Origin of the sequence: Streptococcus infantis (genome assembly GCF_047464715.1) — a bacterium.
Taxonomy (GTDB): Bacteria; Bacillota; Bacilli; order Lactobacillales; family Streptococcaceae; genus Streptococcus; species Streptococcus infantis_S.
This window is the reverse complement of the sequence record NZ_JASHBJ010000001.1, coordinates 566,337-584,251: the sequence shown is the minus strand read 5'-3', so window position 1 is coordinate 584,251 and position 17,915 is coordinate 566,337. Positions and strand designations below refer to the sequence as shown.

At 37.6% G+C, this 17,915-nt stretch carries 17 protein-coding genes; 13 read left to right on the top strand and 4 right to left on the bottom strand.

The window, feature by feature from the left end:
• Positions 1-9 precede the first annotated feature (9 nt).
• The 7 genes from QM419_RS02935 to QM419_RS02905 all read left to right on the top strand — a co-directional run bounded on the left by QM419_RS02935 (position 10) and on the right by QM419_RS02905 (position 7,570).
• Positions 10-246 carry an AbrB family transcriptional regulator gene (locus QM419_RS02935; RefSeq protein ID WP_000260607.1) on the top strand — a complete coding sequence of 79 codons (237 nt, stop codon included), beginning with the start codon at positions 10-12 and terminating at the stop codon, positions 244-246.
• Entirely contained in the window at positions 243-656 is a 414-nt protein-coding gene (locus QM419_RS02930; protein WP_414277827.1) for a type II toxin-antitoxin system death-on-curing family toxin, read from the top strand. The genes QM419_RS02935 and QM419_RS02930 overlap by 4 nt, the downstream gene beginning before the upstream one ends.
• 114 nt (positions 657-770) lie before the next feature.
• Complete coding sequence (gene xerA, locus QM419_RS02925) at positions 771-1,736, top strand: site-specific tyrosine recombinase/integron integrase (RefSeq protein WP_371499372.1); 966 nt, start codon at positions 771-773, stop codon at positions 1,734-1,736.
• 22 nt (positions 1,737-1,758) lie between these two features.
• Positions 1,759-2,334, top strand: a complete 576-nt coding sequence (locus QM419_RS02920; RefSeq protein ID WP_414277826.1) for a restriction endonuclease subunit S — start codon at positions 1,759-1,761, stop codon at positions 2,332-2,334.
• 28 nt (positions 2,335-2,362) lie between these two features.
• Positions 2,363-5,713, top strand: a complete 3,351-nt coding sequence (locus QM419_RS02915) for a DEAD/DEAH box helicase family protein (protein ID WP_414277825.1) — start codon at positions 2,363-2,365, stop codon at positions 5,711-5,713.
• Between the two features lie 19 nt (positions 5,714-5,732).
• Complete coding sequence (locus QM419_RS02910; RefSeq protein ID WP_414277824.1) at positions 5,733-6,509, top strand: DNA polymerase beta superfamily protein; 777 nt, start codon at positions 5,733-5,735, stop codon at positions 6,507-6,509.
• A gap of 8 nt (positions 6,510-6,517) precedes the next feature.
• Entirely contained in the window at positions 6,518-7,570 is a 1,053-nt protein-coding gene (locus QM419_RS02905; protein ID WP_414277823.1) for a hypothetical protein, read from the top strand.
• 108 nt (positions 7,571-7,678) lie between these two features.
• On the opposite strand, the gene QM419_RS02900 is transcribed toward QM419_RS02905, so the two are convergent.
• The 3 genes from QM419_RS02900 to QM419_RS02890 are packed head-to-tail and all read right to left on the bottom strand — an operon-like array spanning position 7,679 to position 9,528.
• Positions 7,679-8,494 carry a TIGR03943 family putative permease subunit gene (locus QM419_RS02900; RefSeq protein ID WP_414277822.1) on the bottom strand — a complete coding sequence of 272 codons (816 nt, stop codon included), beginning with the start codon at positions 8,492-8,494 and terminating at the stop codon, positions 7,679-7,681.
• A complete protein-coding gene (locus QM419_RS02895; protein ID WP_414277821.1) occupies positions 8,491-9,396 on the bottom strand; it encodes a permease in 906 nt (301 codons plus the stop codon). Before QM419_RS02895 ends, QM419_RS02900 begins: the two co-directional genes overlap by 4 nt.
• A complete protein-coding gene (locus QM419_RS02890) occupies positions 9,397-9,528 on the bottom strand; it encodes an SPJ_0845 family protein (RefSeq protein WP_148131582.1) in 132 nt (43 codons plus the stop codon).
• Between the two features lie 155 nt (positions 9,529-9,683).
• Here QM419_RS02890 and QM419_RS02885 point away from each other — a divergent pair, with 155 nt between their 5' ends.
• The 5 genes from QM419_RS02885 (at position 9,684) to QM419_RS02865 (ending at position 15,681) form a co-directional block, all read left to right on the top strand.
• A complete protein-coding gene (locus QM419_RS02885; RefSeq protein WP_414277820.1) occupies positions 9,684-11,822 on the top strand; it encodes a Tex family protein in 2,139 nt (712 codons plus the stop codon).
• Positions 11,809-12,258: a SprT family protein gene (locus QM419_RS02880; protein ID WP_414277819.1), complete on the top strand. Its 450-nt coding sequence runs from the start codon at positions 11,809-11,811 to the stop codon at positions 12,256-12,258. The genes QM419_RS02885 and QM419_RS02880 overlap by 14 nt, the downstream gene beginning before the upstream one ends.
• Positions 12,259-12,317: 59 nt before the next feature.
• Entirely contained in the window at positions 12,318-12,590 is a 273-nt protein-coding gene (locus tag QM419_RS02875; protein WP_045762960.1) for a PspC domain-containing protein, read from the top strand.
• 339 nt (positions 12,591-12,929) lie between these two features.
• Positions 12,930-13,688, top strand: coding sequence for an ABC transporter ATP-binding protein (locus QM419_RS02870; protein WP_006152604.1), 759 nt, complete (start codon positions 12,930-12,932; stop codon positions 13,686-13,688).
• Between the two features lies 1 nt (position 13,689).
• Positions 13,690-15,681, top strand: coding sequence for an ABC transporter permease (locus QM419_RS02865; protein ID WP_414277818.1), 1,992 nt, complete (start codon positions 13,690-13,692; stop codon positions 15,679-15,681).
• A gap of 38 nt (positions 15,682-15,719) precedes the next feature.
• Here QM419_RS02865 and QM419_RS02860 read toward each other — a convergent pair whose 3' ends face one another.
• On the bottom strand, positions 15,720-16,415 hold the full coding sequence (locus tag QM419_RS02860) for a VIT family protein (protein ID WP_414277817.1): 696 nt from the start codon (positions 16,413-16,415) through the stop codon (positions 15,720-15,722).
• 191 nt (positions 16,416-16,606) lie between these two features.
• Between QM419_RS02860 and QM419_RS02855 the strand changes: the two genes are divergently transcribed.
• On the top strand, positions 16,607-17,887 hold the full coding sequence (locus QM419_RS02855) for an O-acetylhomoserine aminocarboxypropyltransferase/cysteine synthase family protein (protein ID WP_414277816.1): 1,281 nt from the start codon (positions 16,607-16,609) through the stop codon (positions 17,885-17,887).
• Positions 17,888-17,915: the final 28 nt, after the last annotated feature.

Below are 17,915 nucleotides of genomic sequence, written 5' to 3'. Positions count from 1 at the left end.
GGAAATCAGATGGTAGTAAAAACAAGAAAACAAGGAAATTCAATCACCATCACCATTCCAAGTGAATTCAATATTCCAAGTGGTGTTAAATACGAAGCAAAATTGTTACCAAGTGGTGAAATTATCTTTACTCCCGAAGAGTCTGGACATCAGATTTCTTATGTATCTGATGATGCCTTTGACTTAAATTTGGACAAAATTTTTGACGAATACGATGATGTTTTCAAAGCTTTGGTGGAAAAATGACAGTCTATCTAACAGAAAGGCAAATTGAAAAAATCAATGCTTTAGCAATTCAACGGTATTCACCTAATGAAAAAATTCAAACGGTTAGTCCTTCTGCCTTAAATATGATTGTCAATTTACCAGAACAATTTGTTTTTGGCAAACCTCTTTATCCAACAATTTTTGATAAGGCAACGATACTATTTGTCCAATTGATCAAGAAGCATGTTTTTGCCAACGCTAATAAACGAACTGCTTTCTTCGTTTTGGTGAAATTTCTACAGTTGAATGGATATCGTTTTTCTGTAACGGTTGAAGAAACAGTCGATATGTGTGTAACTATTGCAGTAGAATCCTTAACAGATGAAAGGTTAGCTAGCTACACCAAATGGATATCTGAACATTCATTTAGAGCTAATGGCCAAATTTAAGCTTGGATACTTAAATCCTATAAGTAAAAAATAGATAAACAGACAGTATTAGAATTCTGTAATTCAGAAAACTAATATTGTCTCTTTTTATTGAAATAATGAAAGTGAGAAAAAATGGAAACAAAAGTGACAATCATCATTCAAGAAATGCTACCCCTTTTAAACAATGCACAATTACTAGCATTACGGGAGAGTTTAGAGCGCCATTTAGTGAATGGTGTAAATCAACAGAAGTATACGAATAATTCCTTGTTAGCCTTGTTCATTACTGCTAAACAGGTGGAGGGGTGTAGTGCAAAAACCATTCGTTATTATCAAAGGACCATTGAAAATTTATTTACAGGTATTAAGCAGTCTGTAACACAACTGACAACAGATGATCTGAGAAGTTATCTAGCACAGTATCAGTCAGAAAAAGATTGTAGTAAAGCAAACTTGGACAATATCCGACGCATCCTATCTTCATTTTTTGCATGGTTAGAGCAAGAGGAGTACATTATAAAAAATCCGATTCGACGGATTAAAAAAATAAAGACAGAACAAACTGTAAAGGAAACTTATACGGATGAACATCTTGAAATCATGCGAGATAATTGTGAGAACCTAAGAGATTTGGCAATGATCGATCTACTAGCTTCAACAGGAATGCGCGTGGGAGAACTTGTGCAGCTGAATCGCTCAGATATTGACTTTGAGAATCGTGAATGTGTAGTATTTGGGAAAGGTAAAAAGGAAAGACCTGTATATTTTGATGCTCGTACGAAAATCCATTTAAAGAACTATATCAATAGTAGAGAGGATAATCATCCAGCTCTTTTTGTTAGCTTGCTCGGAAAAGCCCAAAGACTCGGAATAGCTGGTGTTGAGATTCGATTACGAAAATTAGGTCAAAAACTTGGAATTCAAAAGGTTCACCCTCATAAATTTAGAAGAACACTAGCGACAAAGGCAATTGATAAAGGAATGCCTATCGAACAAGTTCAAAAGCTTCTTGGACATAGTAAAATTGATACAACTTTAGCCTATGCTATGGTCAACCAAAGTAATGTCAAACATTCCCATCAGAAATTTATCTCTTAAGTGCAAATCCCGATTTAACGAGATGTTTGGGGATGATTCAAATTTTGAAAAAGTTTTATTAAGCAGTGTTTGCGATGTGAGAGATGGAACACATGATTCACCTAAATATGTTAAAAAAGGTTTTCCATTGATTACATCAAAAAATGTGACAAATGGTGTCATAGATTTCAACAATACAAATTATATATCACAATTAGATTTTGAAAAAATTAATCAACGATCGAAGGTAGATTATGGTGATATATTATTACCTATGATAGGTACAATAGGGAATCCTGTTGTAGTAGATACAAGGAAAATGTTTGCTATAAAAAATGTAGCATTAATTAAATTTTATAATGAATCAACAGTCCACAATATCTATATTAAAAATCTGCTTACCTCATTTTATTTTGATAAACAAGTTTTACAAAAGATTAGAGGAGGTACTCAAAAATTTATAGCACTAAGAGATATTAGAGGATTTCAAATCCCCCTCCCCCCACTTTCCCTCCAGAACGAGTTCGCAGAATTTGTGGCTCAGGTTGACAAATCACAATTTGCTTGTCAGATGGCTATAAAACTGTGGAGAAATAGCTTAAAATCTAGTATAATATAGGTATCTATATATTCAAAGTGAGAGAAAAATGGGAAATTTTGATTTTCTTTTAAATAACAAGGAGTATGAATCTTTTTCAAACCCCTGTATAGAAGCTGAAAATATGATTGGGACATCCACAGTAGCGACAGCATTCATGGCTCGTCGTGCCTTGGAGCAGGCTGTTCATTGGATTTATAGTCATGATTCCTATTTGGAAGCCCCCTATCGTGCTACCTTGTCTTCATTGGTGTGGGATGATGACTTTAGAGAAATTGTAGATCCAGAGCTTCATAGTCAGATGGTTCTCTTGATACGTTGGGGCAATCATGCTGCTCATGGTGGGGAGATTAAGGAACGCGAAGCGATTTTAGCCTTACATCATTTGTACCAGTTCGTAAACTTTATTGATTACTGCTATAGCAATGATTTTGTGGAACGTTTTTTTGACGAGAAATTATTGCCACTTTCAGAGAATGTCAAGAAAAGAGAAACACCACAAGCCATGGTGGAACTGCAAGACAGTTTACCTGTTATGCCTGATTTTCATGAACAAATGGCTGTACAGTCTTTGGAAGTTCAAGAGAATTATACAGAAAAACGTGAAACTGCTGCACAACGGCAAGAGGTTCCTTTCCACATCGATCAGTTATCTGAGGCTGAGACGAGAAAACTCTTTATTGATATTGATTTACGTTTAGCAGGTTGGACATTTGAAGAAAATTGTCGAGTTGAAGTCGCTGTTAATGGACTGAAACACGGCTCGGGAACAGGTTATTGTGATTACGTTCTTTATGGTAAAAATGGAAAGATTTTAGCAGTTATTGAAGCTAAAAAGGCTGCAGTGAATCCAGAAGTTGGTGAGGTACAAGTCAAGGAATATGCTGAAGCGCTAGAAGAAAAAATAGGTTACCAACCGATTTGTTTTATAACAAATGGCCTCAAGCACTACATTCTTGATGGTGTAAATCGTCGCCAGATTGCAGGTTTCTACTCTCAAGAAGAATTGCAATTATTGATGGACAGACGACATTTGCAAAAACCACTGGAGGATATTTCTAGTAAAATCAGAGACGATATTTCTGGTCGTTATTACCAGAAACATGCGATTGCAAGTGTTTGTGAGGCTTTTTCCAACAATCGTAGACAAGCTCTTTTGGTCATGGCGACTGGTTCTGGGAAAACTCGAACGGCGGTCTCTCTGGTTGATATCCTATCACGTCACAATTGGGTCAAAAATGTTCTCTTTCTAGCTGACCGAACATCTCTCGTAAAGCAAGCCTATGATTCATTTAGGAAATTGCTTCCAGATCTTACAGTTTGTAACTTTTTAGAGGATAAAGCCGGGGCAAGATCAAGTCGAATGGTATTTTCTACTTATCCAACCATGATCGGAGCAATTAGTGATCAGGAAGAAGTCATTCAACGCCCTTTCACTGTTGGTCATTTTGATCTTATCATTATTGACGAGTCTCACCGTTCTATTTATCAAAAGTACAAGGCCATTTTTGATTATTTTGATGCTAGAATCGTAGGCCTAACGGCCACACCTCGTCAGGACCTTGATAAAAACACTTATGGATTTTTCAACTTGGAAAATGGTGTTCCTACCTATGCTTATGATCTTGAGAAGGCTGTTGAGGATGGCTACTTGGTATCCTATCATTCAATTGAAACCAAATTAGAATTACCTACAGACGGCCTTCATTATGATGATCTATCCCAGGAAGATAAAGAATATTTTGATAGTCAATTTGAAGATAATAGTCTAGAAAAAGACATTGATGCTGGGGCTTTTAATTCTTTTATTTTTAATAAAGCTACAGTTGAGATTGTTCTAGATGAATTAATGACGAGAGGAATTCAGACAGCTTCAGGGGATGAGATTGGAAAAACGATTATCTTTGCGAAGAATCATTACCATGCAGAATATATTAGAGAGATTTTTAATAAACGTTATCCTGAAAAGGGGAGCGACTATGCTCAGGTGATCGATTACAGTGTTAAACATTATCAGACCTTGATTGATGATTTTAAAATTAAGGAGAAATATCCTCAAATTGCAATTTCAGTTGATATGCTTGATACAGGTATTGATGTCCCAGAGGTTGTCAATTTAATCTTTTTCAAGAAAGTACGCTCAAAAACAAAATTTTGGCAAATGATTGGTCGTGGAACCCGTCTCTGTAAAGATTTGTTTGGACCTGATCAAGATAAAGAAAATTTCTTGGTATTTGATTATGGTGACAACTTTGAATATTTCAAAGCAGATCCGAGAGAAGGTAGTGGAAGACATATTGTTCCATTGACACAGCGTTTGTTTAATATCAAGGTGGACTTGATTCGCGAACTGCAGGATCTTCACTATCAAGAGGATCCATTTGCAAGAGAGTATCGTCAGCAACTCGTCTCAGAACTTCATAGGCAAGTAGAAGACTTGAATGAGTTAGACTTTAGGGTTCGTATGGTCTTAGATACGGTTTATACCTATAAGAAATTAGAAAATTGGCAAAATCTTACAACGATTTCATGCGAGCAACTTCATAGTCATATCTCCCCTCTCATGTTTGATGATGATAAAGAAAATGAAATGGCAAGACGCTTTGATTTATGGATGTTAGAAATTCAAGTAGGGCAACTAACCTCTAAGCCATCAAGGACCCATATATCTCAAGTTATGAAAACTGCTCAGGCTCTTGCTTCTGTTGGCAATATCCCTCAGGTCTTTGCACAGGCAGAAATTATCAGAAAAGTGCAAGAACCTGAATTTTGGGAGGAAGTAAGCTTGTCTGAACTTGAAAAAATACGCCTTTCTCTAAGGGATTTATTGCAATTCTTAGATAAAACGAACCGAAAGGTATATTATGTCAATTTTGAAGATCGAATTCTTTCTACTGTCCATGATACTAAGCCATATTTACAAGTCAATGACCTGCGATCTTATAATGAAAAAGTTGAACATTATTTGAAAACTCATCTAGATGATGAAGCAATTTCTAAGTTATACCATAATGAAAAATTGACCTCTCAAGATTTACTTGCACTTGAAACATTGCTATGGGAAAAATTAGGTAGCAAGTCAGATTACCAACAACATTATGAAAATAAGGCAATTCCTAGATTGGTTCGTGAAATTATTGGTTTAGATAGAGAGGCTGCCAATCAAGTTTTTTCTAAATTTTTATCGGATGAGAGTCTCAATGCCAAGCAGATTTCCTTCGTGAAATTGATTGTAGATTACATTGTAGAAAATGGTTGCTTGGAGACTAAAGTTTTAACACAAGAGCCGTTTAAATCGTATGGTTCCGTACAAGTACTATTTCAACATCAAATACCAATATTGAGGAATATTGTCCAAACAATTGACTTAATCAATAATCGTGCCGAAGAAGTAGCTTGAATATAGAAAGAGAAGCACCATGCAAACACAAGAAGAAATGAATATTCTGGTACCTGAAAAACTAGCGGAAATTGAACGTACTTATGATGTTACCGTATTGTGGGCAATTGAGTCTGGCAGTCGCGCTTGGGGCTTTGAGTCTCCGGATAGTGACTTTGATGTGCGTTTCATTTACAAGCATAAGCAAGATTTTTATCTTAGTTTGAACGATCATCGCGATGTCATCGAACTACCAATTGACGATACATGGGATGTGAGTGGCTGGGATTTGGACAAGGCTTTAAAGTTGCTTTATAAGTCAAATCCAACCCTCTTTGAGTGGTTACAGTCGCCAATCGTTTACCAGCAAGACGAAGGCTTTATTGACCGTATCCGTCCGCTTGTTAGTCAGTATTTTTCCGAGAAAAAGATGCTCCACCATTACTTGAATACTGCTAGAACTCAAATGAGTAAGTATCTTTCAGGAGACAAGGTCAAACCTAAAAAGTACTTCTATGCTCTGCGTCCCATTTTAGCCTGTCGTTGGATAGAAAAATATCATTCTGTTCCACCAATTTTGTTTGATGATTTAGTGAAAGAATGGCTTCCTGATGAAATGAAAGAGCATGTGTCTAGATTGCTTGAAATCAAGATAAACGGACCTGAAGGTATGGAAATTGAGCCGATTAAGCCCATCCAGGACTACATAACAAAAAATATACAAGAGATAGATGATTACATCCAAAGTGTTACCGAGGAGAAGAAAGGCTGGGAAGCTCTCAATCAATTTTTCCTTGAAGAATTAAGTCGTGACTGAGGTTAGATATGGGAAAATGGACATGTAGATGTGGTCAAGCAATGAACGACCACCAAGCGCCTGATCCAAATGCTTATTCAGTTTATTCGGATGAGTTTCTTGAGGATATTTTCAACAATACTGACGAACATGATAGAATCTCCTATGAAGACATTTCAGAGGCTTCCTTTTATATGTGGAAGTGCCCAAATTGTGGTAGTTTAATGGTCTTTGGAGAAGAGGATAATCCAGGTTGTTTCACTTTTTATGAGCGCCAGACTAGTGAAAAAGTTGAACCACTTTTCGATCCTGATCAGGAGTTAAATCTCGTTGTCGTTGAGTTTCAAGAAGGTGGAAATGGCTATACTTATATCTGTGATGATCCAATTATTCATATTGGGCATGGTGTGATTGTACCAACTGGAAAGGAAAATATTGAAAAAATAGCTCTGGTAGTCCAGAAATATCATGCTTACCCAAGAGATATCACTTATCCCGTTGAAAAGTTAAAAAGGGTCATCCGTAGGTATTCTATTTTTGATCCTGAGACTTCAAAAATAGTTTGTAAAAATATACTTGAGCATGGAAGAACTCTAAATGCTTGCTCGAAAAAAGTAAAAATAGACTCTAAACAAATTTACCATGCAATCAAAACTCCTCTAGGCTATTTTTGGTTGGAGTTAAATAGAGTTCCAATTCCGATGAAAATCACACAAATTCAAGTACAAGATAAAAAGTATCAGGTTGATGGAGCCTTTTATATAAAGCCTGCCAAGGTAAACTACAGAAAATTGTTAGAACTTGAATTATGTGCAGATTTTGATATTGACGCCTCTCGTTGGATTGACGTTCTATCAGACGAAAATGTTTGGGGAAATACCTGGGAACTGAATGGCCTTCAATTTGGAATTACTGCAGGAGAGTCCCCAGAATTTGAAGATGAAGTAGTTGCAAGAAAATTTAGCCGTATCCCACTTTATTATGACTGGCATCCAGAATTTGAAGACTATTATGGCTTTAGCCTAGCATGGAAAAAATACGAGTCTGATAGTGATTTGTCGATTGATTTCTATACTACATAAAAAAGAAATACTCGGTATTATTGTGTAAATTATAAAACAGTATTTGAGATTTTTAGATGAAAAGTAATTTAATTTTACAAGAAAAAGTAGCCCAATTAGGCTACTTTTTTAAAATTCTTTATAAACATAAGGATTCTCAGGTTTGTCGACCTTGATGAAAGACTGGACTTCAAGGGTTGGGAGGACTTGGTTAAGTTCCTTGTGATAGTGATTGCTAATCTTACCTTTGACTTTCACCCAGGTGTTATTCTCATAATGATTGGTATTTCCTGTGGTTAAGAGGCCAAAAACTCCTGAATCAGCGATACAGTGCATGATACCAAAGCGAAAGACAAATTGACTATCGCTGTGACTGGGATCGTTGTAAACAAAGCCAATAAACTCGATTTCTTTGCCTTCAAATTCATTTGGATAATCATAGATAGCCTCCATGACCTCCAGGTAATTTTCATCATCTATAACTATACTTGATTGAGCTAAGTATTTATCAGCACTCCTCCGAATAATATTTTCATGAGCTGTTTGTGAATAAAAGCGACTGGTATCAGGTTTGAGATACTGACTGCTAGTACCTTCACTTGCCTGGATTGCCTTGTCAGTTCCTTCAGACAAAGGGAAATAATAGCCTTTTGCCGATACTGTTTGTGAATCCAGAGTGACAGTTGGAAATGTAAATCCAACTAACAAAGGCAAACTTAAGAGGACAAAACTAGCAAGCTTGGATGAAAAGCTATGTAAGTGGCTATGCTCTTTCAAACGCTTGAAGCAAATATAGGCTTGAACAATGGCTAGTAACAAAGATAGAACCATGGTTATATAAGCCAAATAAGAGTAGTGGAGGTTTAGATACTGATTGAGCTTACCTGATAGGTGCAGATAAAGGGTTAAGACAAAATAGCTAAACAAAATGATAAATCGTATCATAACATCACCCCAACTATATAAGAATAGACAAGAACAACAAAAGTCACAATTGTCATAAACTGCAAAATAAAGCGAGTTTTGAGATAATTCTTCATCATGAGGAGATTCTTAACATCCAGCATAGGGCCTATAACCAGAAAGGCGAGAACTGGAGCGAAGCCAAAACTAGAGAGAAGCGAAGAACCAATAAAGGCATCGGCTTCACTACAGAGTGAAAGAAGGAAGGATAGGACCATCAAGAGTATGATAGCAAGGAGTGGTGCTGTACTGATAGAAGTTAAGATTCTAGTTGGTACATAAACCTGGACTATGCTAGCAAACAGACAACCGAAAACCAAATAACGTCCCATATCAAAGAATTCATCGATAGCTTGGATAAAGACCTGAAGGATTTTTTGACTTTTACTTAAGTGAGAAAAATCATGCTCATGGCAAGAGATTCTATTTTCTTTTTGAATCGATTCTTCCCAGAAAAATCCAAGGAAAATGCCCAATATAGTAGCAATGAGTATTGCCCCTAAAGCTCTTAGAAGAACCATTTGAATGGAATTACCAAAGGCTGAATAAGTTGCAAAAAGTACGATGGGATTGATGATAGGAGCGGTTACTAGAAAGGGAACAGCTGTATAGCTTGGAACCTTCTTCTCCAAGAAACGGTTGATGATTGGAACAATTCCACACTCACAAGAGGGAAAGAGAAACCCTATAAATGTACCAAAAAAGATCCTCCCCAAACGATTTTTAGGGAGAAATCTATATACTTTTTCAGGAGTCACATATACTTCAATAGCACCAGAGATGATGCTACCAATTAAGACAAAGGGTAAAGCTTCAATGATAATTGATAGAAAAATGGCACCAGCTTGTAAAACACTTGAAGGCAGGTTTTGAAAGAGATCCATCTATTTTTTCTTTTCTGCTTTTTCTTTCTTTTCTTTGTCATCAGGAAATGTTACTTGTTTCAAATCAGGAAGTTTGGCAAACTCTTCGAACATTTTATCTAAGTCATCAGTTTTTGTAAATTTAACAGCCATAAGGCATACCTCGATTCTTTATGTTACCTCTATTATACTATTATTTCTGGGAAATAGTTATATTTTATAATCAAGTTCCTTTTTATCTTTATAAAGTTGAAATAAAGCAACAAATTAATGAAAACAAGCTTTCCTGCTTATGGTATAATAGTTTCATGGATAAAAAATATGAAAAAATTTCCCAAGATTTGGGTGTAACCTTAAAACAAATTGATACAGTCCTATCTTTGACAGCCGAAGGGGCTACGATTCCTTTTATCGCTCGTTACCGCAAGGATATGACTGGTAGTTTGGATGAAGTGGCTATTAAGGCAATTATCGACCTTGATAAAAGTCTAACAGCTCTCAACGATCGTAAAGAAGCTGTTTTAGCAAAAATCAAAGAGCAAGGTAAGTTAACCAAGGAATTAGAAGAAGCAATTCTTGCTGCCGAAAAATTAGCAGATGTCGAAGAACTCTACCTTCCCTATAAGGAAAAACGTCGCACTAAGGCAACGATTGCTCGTGAGGCTGGACTATTTCCTCTTGCTCGCTTAATCTTACAAAATGTATCTGACCTAGAAAAAGAAGCAGAAACATTTGTCTGTGAAGGTTTTGAGACTCCACAAGATGCTTTAGCGGGTGCAGTTGATATCTTGGTTGAAGCACTATCTGAAGATGTCAACTTGCGTTCAATGACTTATCAAGAGGTCCTTAGACATTCTAAGATTACTTCACAAGTCAAGGACGAAAGTTTGGATGAAAAGCAAGTCTTTCAGATTTATTACGATTTCTCAGAAACAGTTGCCAATATGCAGGGTTACCGTACGCTTGCCCTTAATCGTGGTGAGAAGCTAGGTGTTTTGAAGATTGGATTTGAGCATGCAGTTGATCGTATTCAAGCCTTCTTTGCTGCTCGTTTCAAAGTTAAGAATGCTTATATAGACGAAGTGATTCAACAATCTGTTAAGAAAAAAGTATTGCCAGCTATCGAGCGCCGTATTCGTACTGAATTGACAGAAAAGGCAGAAGAAGGAGCTATCCAACTCTTCTCAGAAAACCTTCGTAATCTCCTTCTTGTAGCACCTCTAAAAGGGCGCGTGGTTCTAGGTTTTGACCCAGCCTTTCGTACAGGTGCTAAGCTTGCAGTAGTTGATGCGACTGGTAAGATGTTGACAACACAAGTTATTTATCCAGTCAAACCAGCTTCAGCTCGTCAGATTGAGGAAGCCAAACGTGATTTAGCAGATTTGATTGGCCAATACGGTGTTGAAATCATCGCTATCGGAAATGGAACTGCCAGCCGTGAGAGTGAAGCCTTTGTTGCTGAAGTTCTCAAAGATTTTCCAGAAGTCAGCTATGTCATTGTTAGCGAAAGTGGAGCTTCTGTATACTCTGCCAGCGAACTTGCCCGTCAAGAGTTTCCTGACCTAACCGTTGAAAAACGTTCAGCCATCTCAATCGCTCGTCGCTTGCAAGACCCACTTGCAGAATTGGTTAAAATTGATCCCAAATCTATCGGTGTTGGTCAATACCAGCATGATGTTAGTCAAAAGAAATTGTCTGAAAGTCTGGACTTTGTCGTAGATACAGTCGTTAACCAAGTCGGTGTCAATGTCAACACAGCCAGTCCAGCGCTACTTTCCCATGTTGCAGGGCTTAACAAAACGATTTCAGAAAACATCGTTAAGTATCGTGAAGAAGAAGGCAAAATCACTTCTCGTGCTCAAATCAAAAAAGTACCTCGACTGGGAGCAAAAGCTTTTGAACAGGCAGCAGGTTTCCTTCGCATTCCTGAAAGCAGCAATATCCTTGATAATACAGGCGTTCACCCAGAAAACTATGCCGCAGTCAAAGAACTCTTCAAACGTTTAGATATTAAAGACCTAAACGAAGAAGCACAAGCTAAGCTCAAATCTGTTTCTATCAAAGATATGGCTCAAGAGCTAGAACTTGGCCAGGAAACTCTGAAAGATATTATTGCTGATCTTCTCAAACCAGGTCGTGATTTCCGTGATTCTTTTGATGCTCCAGTCCTTCGTCAGGATGTCTTAGATATAAAAGACTTAAAAGTCGGACAGAAACTTGAAGGTGTCGTTCGTAACGTTGTAGACTTCGGTGCCTTTGTTGACATTGGTATCCATGAGGATGGGTTGATTCATATTTCACACATGAGCAAGAAATTTATCAAGCATCCAAGTCAAGTCGTATCCGTCGGGGATTTGGTAACTGTTTGGGTGAAGAAAATCGATGTCCAACGTGAAAAAGTAAATCTGTCGCTCCTTGCACCAGATGACTCTAATGAATCTAACTGATTACATTAGGCAAGTCTCTTTAGATGACTTCGGAAAATCTTTCAAACACCGGGCTCAATGGAATACTCGTCTGCGGTCGACAGGTGGACGATTTTTTCCTAAGGATGGTCATTTGGATTTTAATCCCAAGGTTTATCAAGAACTTGGGTTAGAGGTTTTTCGGAAGATTGTCCGTCACGAACTCTGTCATTATCATCTATACTATGAGGGGAAAGGGTATAAACATAAGGATTTAGCTTTTAAGGAACTGTTAAAAGAAGTGGATGGACTCCGCTTTGTTCCTCCTCTATCAACTGCTTCTCAAACACCAGCTTTGGTTTATAAATGTTACTCATGTGGCCAACCCTATCAAAGAAAACGACGAATCGACACCAAACGTTATCGATGTGGTCTTTGTCATGGGAAGCTTATTCTTAAAAATCAGCCCAAGGACTGATGCAGGGATCCTTAGTTCATGTTATACTTATTTCAAGAATATCGAAAGAGGTACAAACCATGAATACAAAATTTTATAAAATGAGAAGAAATCGTATGGTATCAGGTGTACTTGCAGGTCTATCTGATAAGTGGAATCTTGATGTAACCCTAGTTCGTTTCCTTTTTGCAATCTTTACAATCGCAAACTTTGGACTCGGAATTATTATCTACATTATCCTAGCTTCGATCCTACCAACAAAAGAAGACATCGAAGCTGAAATGTATGGAACAGGCCCACGCAAGATCAAGGAAGCCCAGCCTATCAATGATGACGAAGGTTGGTTTTGGTAACCATCTTATCATTCATTTGAAGTATCAAACCCTTGTAGTATCAAGGGTTTTTCTTTTGCTTGAAAATTTGTGGTAAACTAATAGTAGTTGATTTCAAAAAATATCTCTATCTTACAAAAATGTAAGATTAAAGCTTCATTTGTAAGGTTATGTTATGGAACCGTCTCCTTTTTTAGAGTACACTTATATCATAAAGATAAAGGAGCAAAACTATGAAAAATATTTTACAAAAGAAACAAACAAGTAAACCAAGTTCAAAAGAGATCGAGCGAGTTCAGCTCGGTTGCGCTATTATGCAGGCTCAGTTTCAATTAATGGGATATTAAAAAGGAGATTATTATGACACTATTAGATGTAAAACACGTTCAAAAGATTTATAAAACTCGTTTCCAAGGCAACCAAGTAGAAGCCCTCAAGGATATTCACTTTACTGTAGAAAAGGGTGACTACGTTGCAATCATGGGTGAATCTGGTTCTGGGAAGTCAACACTACTTAATATTCTCGCCATGCTAGACAAGCCAACTCGTGGTCAGGTCTTCCTAAACGGAACAGACACAGCTACCATTAAAAATTCTGAAGCCTCAAGCTTCCGTCGTGAAAAGTTAGGCTTTGTCTTCCAAGACTTTAATTTGTTAGATACGCTTTCTGTCAAAGACAATATCTTACTCCCTTTGGTATTGTCTAGAAAGCCTATTACAGAAATGATGAAAAAATTGGTCGTGACGGCCGAAAATCTTGGCATCAATCAATTGCAGGAGAAGTACCCTTATGAAATCTCTGGAGGGCAAAAACAAAGGGTAGCAGTTGCACGGGCTATCATCACAGAACCAGAAATTCTCCTTGCTGACGAGCCAACAGGAGCCCTAGACTCTAAATCTTCTGCAGCCCTTCTTGATATCTTTGATCAGATCAATGAGCAAGGGCAAACCATTCTCATGGTAACCCACTCAACAGCAGCAGCTAGTCGTGCAAAACGTGTCCTTTTCATTAAGGATGGCATTCTTTACAATCAAATCTACCGTGGTGAAAAAACTGATCGTCAGATGTTCCAAGAAATCTCTGACACCTTGACTGTTATGGCAAGTGAGGTGAACTAGTATGTTTCGATTAACCAATAAGTTGGCCATATCCAACTTAATCAAAAACCGCAAACTCTATTACCCGTTTGCTCTGTCTGTCATTTTGGCAGTCACAATTAGCTATCTCTTTTATTCCCTAGCCTTTAATCCTAAAATTGTGGATTTGCGTGGTGCATCCGCTATTCAATTTACCCTACAACTAGGTCTTATCGTAGTAACATTTGCATCAGCCATTATCGTGCTTTATGCCAACAGTTTTGTCATGAAAAATCGTTCCAAAGAACTGGGTGTATATGGCATGTTAGGCTTAGAAAAACGCCATTTGATTGGTATGACATTCAAGGAACTCCTGATATTTGGTTTAGTAACAGTCACTGCTGGTATTGGGATAGGCGCCCTCTTTGATAATCTCATCTTTGCATTATTGCTTAAACTTGCAAAGATGAAGGTAGAGTTAGTTGCAACTTTCCAATGGTCCGTAGTGCTTTCAATTCTTCTAGTATTTGGTCTTATCTTTTTAGTCATTGTCTTCCTAAATGCTATCCGCATTATCAGAATGGATGCTCTCCAACTCTCTCGTGAGAAATCAAAAGGCGAGAAAAAGGGGCGTTTCCTGGTTCTTCAAACTTTAGTAGGGCTCATTGCACTAGGTGGTGGGTACTACTTAGCACTAAGCGTAACAGATGCTTTCAAAGCTGTCGCTACTTTCTTTGTTGCGGTTATGTTAGTTATTGTAGGGACCTATCTCTTATTCAATGCTGGTATTACAGTTTTCTTACAGTTGCTGAAGAAAAACAAGAGATATTACTACCAACCCAACAACCTCATCTCTGTTTCTAACCTCATCTTCCGTATGAAAAAAAATGCTGTCGGATTAGCAACCATTGCTATCCTTTCAACCATGGTTTTAATCACCATGTCAGCAGCAACCAGCATCTACAACGGTTCTGAAAATATGAAAAAACTCCTATATCCTCACGATTTTGATGTCAAGGGGCAAAATGTAGAAGTTGAGGATTTAGACAAACTTTTGACTCAGTATGCAAGTGAAAAGAGCTTAACGATTAGTAACAAAGATGTACTCAGCTATGCTAGCTTCGGCCTTTCTAGTCAAGATGGAACCAAATTAACCATCTTTGAAAAAGGGCAAAATAGTGTTATGCCCAAGACTGTCTTCTTAGTTTTCGACCAAAAAGATTACGAAAAGATGACTGGTCAGAAATTAAATCTCACTGGAGATGAAGTAGGGCTTTGGGCTCGAAATGACCAACTTAAAGGACAGAGAGCATTTAGTCTAAACAATCAGAACTATACGATCAAGGAAGCAATCCAGCAGGATTTTATTGCTAATCATGTTTCCAATCCCTATGTACTATTGGTATCGGATTATAACTATCTTGTAGTTGCTGACCTTCAAAGCTTTTTAAAACAGTTCCAGGATTCTGCTGTATACACTCAGCTCTACGGTGGTATGGATGTAACAGCTAGTCTAGAGGAACAGTTGAAGCTATCTGATGATTTTGAGGAGTTTGCAAATAATTTTAGTCATAATCTCAAAAATGAAGACGGTATGGTATATGGTGGAGGCACTGCAAGTGACGCAATTGCCCAAATGAATGCTCTCTTTGGAGGAGTTCTCTTTATTGGTATTTTCCTCTCTATCATCTTTATGATTGGAACAGTACTTGTTATCTACTATAAACAAATCTCAGAAGGTTATGAGGATCGTGAACGCTTTGTCATCCTGCAAAAAGTTGGCTTGGACCAAAAACAAATCAAGCAAACCATTAACAAGCAAGTCTTGACTGTTTTCTTCCTTCCTGTAATCTTCGCCTTTCTTCACTTAGCATTTGCCTATCATATGTTAAGTTTGATTCTTAAGGTCATTGGGGTAGTAGATACAGCTATGATGTTAAGTGTAACACTTTCTATTTGTGGAATCTTTGCTTTAATTTATGTCCTAATATTTATGATTACTTCAAGAAGCTATCGTAAGATTATCCAGCTATAATAAAAAATACCTCGATTTTTTTGAGGTATTTTTATGTTTTAAATGCTAAACAATTGTCCAAATAGATAAGTAACACTCATAGTCAAAAGGCCGATACAAAGGTTCCGAATCATAGCTGTTTTAGTGGGAGCTTTTCCAAGTTTTGCACTCGTATATCCAGTAATTAAAAGGGAAATTGCTACAATAACAACAGTAGCAGGGATTCGATAGTCGCTTGGGAAGATAGTTATTGAAAGCATGGGTGGAAGACTTCCGAGGACAAAGGCAATAAAGCTAGATGCTGCAGCATGCCAAGGATTAGTAAATTCTTCATACTCGATACCATACTTTTCCTCGACCAAGGCTTTAAGTGGATTTTTTAGAAAAGCTTTGTTAACTAATAGTTGGGCTGATGTTTCACACTCACCATTTTGAAGATAGGCTGCGTAGAGTGATTTTTTAGCAGCATCCATATCTTTATCCAAAAGTAGTTGTTCACGGGCTACAGCGGCCTCCTCCGTGTCTTTTTGAGTAGATACGGATACATACTCCCCTCCAGCCATAGAAAAGGCGCCAGCAAGGATTGCAGCTAATCCCGAAAGAAAGATAATCCAGATATTAGTTGTAGCACTGGCAACCCCGATAACAACTCCAGCGATAGAGATGATTCCATCATTTGCTCCCAGCACACCAGCACGCAAGATATTTAAACGGCCAGTAAAGTTTGCATCAATTTCATGTGTAATTTCTGACATAGTGTTCTCCTTTTTAAACATTATAAAGTATAGGAGAAGTGAATACAAACTTTTTAAACTATCTGAAAAAAGTTCTACAATTCTAATAATAGCCATAGCTATTTCTTATGCCAAGATATAACAAAGTTGTATTTGTAACTGAACGCATTAGGTGATACAATGAACCTAATGAAATCTTTGGAGGTCTAAATATGACTCGTGAATTTAAATTTGAAACTCTTCAATTGCATGCTGGTCAAGTGGTAGATGCGACTACAAAATCTCGTGCTGTTCCTATTTACCAAACAACATCTTTTGTATTTGATGATACACAGGAGGGTGCAGAACTCTTTGCCCTTCAAAAAGCTGGTAATATCTATACTCGTATCACTAACCCAACAACATCAGCCTTTGAAGAGCGTATCGCAGCCCTTGAAGGTGGTGTAGGTGCACTTGCAACTGCGTCAGGTATGGCAGCTATTACTTACACAATTTTAGCTCTAGCTCACGCAGGAGACCACGTCGTTGCAGCGTCAACCATCTATGGTGGTACCTTTAACCTCTTGAAAGAAACCCTTCCACGTTATGGAATCACCACAACATTTGTTGATATTGATAATCTAGAAGAAGTAGAAGCAGCGATTAAAGACAATACTAAACTTGTTTTGATTGAAACCTTGGGTAATCCTGTTATCAACATTCCTGATATCGAAAAGATTGCTGATATTGCTCATAAACACCAGATTCCTTTGGTTGCTGACAATACTTTTGCAACACCTTATCTTATCAATGTCTTTTCTCATGGTGTAGACATTGCAGTTCACTCAGCAACTAAGTTTATCGGTGGTCACGGTACAACTATTGGTGGTGTCATCGTTGATAGCGGTAAGTTTGACTGGGCAACTTCAGGGAAATTCCCTCAATTAGTCGAAGAAGATCCAAGCTACCACAATATCAGTTATACTCGAGATGTTGGCGCTGCAGCCTTTATCGTTGCTGCTCGCGTGCAATTGCTTCGCGATATGGGAGCTGCCCTTTCACCATTTAACTCATTCTTACTTTTACAAGGTCTTGAAACACTTTCTCTTCGTGTTGAACGTCATGTTCAAAATGCTGAAAAAATCGTAGATTTCCTCGTGAACCATCCAAAAGTTGAAAAGGTCAACTATCCAAAACTTCCAGATAGTCCATACCATGCCTTGGCTGAAAAATACTTACCAAAAGGTGTTGGATCAATCTTTACCTTCCATGTTAAAGGTGGAGAAGCAGAAGCTCGTAAAGTGATTGACAGCTTGGAAATCTTTTCGAACTTAGCCAATGTAGCAGACGCTAAGTCGTTGGTAGTTCATCCCGCAACCACAACTCATGCTCAGTTGTCTGACTCAAATCTAGAAGCAGCAGGAGTAACTAAAAATCAAATCCGTCTCTCAATCGGTCTTGAAAATGTCGATGATTTGATTGAAGATTTGCGTCTTGCACTTGAAAAAATCTAAATAAAACTAGTTTTTATCGAATTAATGA

Excerpts from the sequence above, each read along its gene's own strand:
- QM419_RS02935 (WP_000260607.1), top strand. The coding sequence starts at position 10 with ATGGTAGTAAAAACAAGAAAACAAGGAAATTCAATCACCATCACCATT.
- QM419_RS02930 (WP_414277827.1), top strand. The coding sequence starts at position 243 with ATGACAGTCTATCTAACAGAAAGGCAAATTGAAAAAATCAATGCTTTA.
- xerA (WP_371499372.1), top strand. The coding sequence starts at position 771 with ATGGAAACAAAAGTGACAATCATCATTCAAGAAATGCTACCCCTTTTA.
- QM419_RS02920 (WP_414277826.1), top strand. The coding sequence starts at position 1,759 with ATGTTTGGGGATGATTCAAATTTTGAAAAAGTTTTATTAAGCAGTGTT.
- QM419_RS02915 (WP_414277825.1), top strand. The coding sequence starts at position 2,363 with ATGGGAAATTTTGATTTTCTTTTAAATAACAAGGAGTATGAATCTTTT.
- QM419_RS02910 (WP_414277824.1), top strand. The coding sequence starts at position 5,733 with ATGCAAACACAAGAAGAAATGAATATTCTGGTACCTGAAAAACTAGCG.
- QM419_RS02905 (WP_414277823.1), top strand. The coding sequence starts at position 6,518 with ATGGGAAAATGGACATGTAGATGTGGTCAAGCAATGAACGACCACCAA.
- QM419_RS02900 (WP_414277822.1), bottom strand. The coding sequence starts at position 8,494 with ATGATACGATTTATCATTTTGTTTAGCTATTTTGTCTTAACCCTTTAT.
- QM419_RS02895 (WP_414277821.1), bottom strand. The coding sequence starts at position 9,396 with ATGGATCTCTTTCAAAACCTGCCTTCAAGTGTTTTACAAGCTGGTGCC.
- QM419_RS02890 (WP_148131582.1), bottom strand. The coding sequence starts at position 9,528 with ATGGCTGTTAAATTTACAAAAACTGATGACTTAGATAAAATGTTCGAA.
- QM419_RS02885 (WP_414277820.1), top strand. The coding sequence starts at position 9,684 with ATGGATAAAAAATATGAAAAAATTTCCCAAGATTTGGGTGTAACCTTA.
- QM419_RS02880 (WP_414277819.1), top strand. The coding sequence starts at position 11,809 with ATGAATCTAACTGATTACATTAGGCAAGTCTCTTTAGATGACTTCGGA.
- QM419_RS02875 (WP_045762960.1), top strand. The coding sequence starts at position 12,318 with ATGAATACAAAATTTTATAAAATGAGAAGAAATCGTATGGTATCAGGT.
- QM419_RS02870 (WP_006152604.1), top strand. The coding sequence starts at position 12,930 with ATGACACTATTAGATGTAAAACACGTTCAAAAGATTTATAAAACTCGT.
- QM419_RS02865 (WP_414277818.1), top strand. The coding sequence starts at position 13,690 with ATGTTTCGATTAACCAATAAGTTGGCCATATCCAACTTAATCAAAAAC.
- QM419_RS02860 (WP_414277817.1), bottom strand. The coding sequence starts at position 16,415 with ATGTCAGAAATTACACATGAAATTGATGCAAACTTTACTGGCCGTTTA.
- QM419_RS02855 (WP_414277816.1), top strand. The coding sequence starts at position 16,607 with ATGACTCGTGAATTTAAATTTGAAACTCTTCAATTGCATGCTGGTCAA.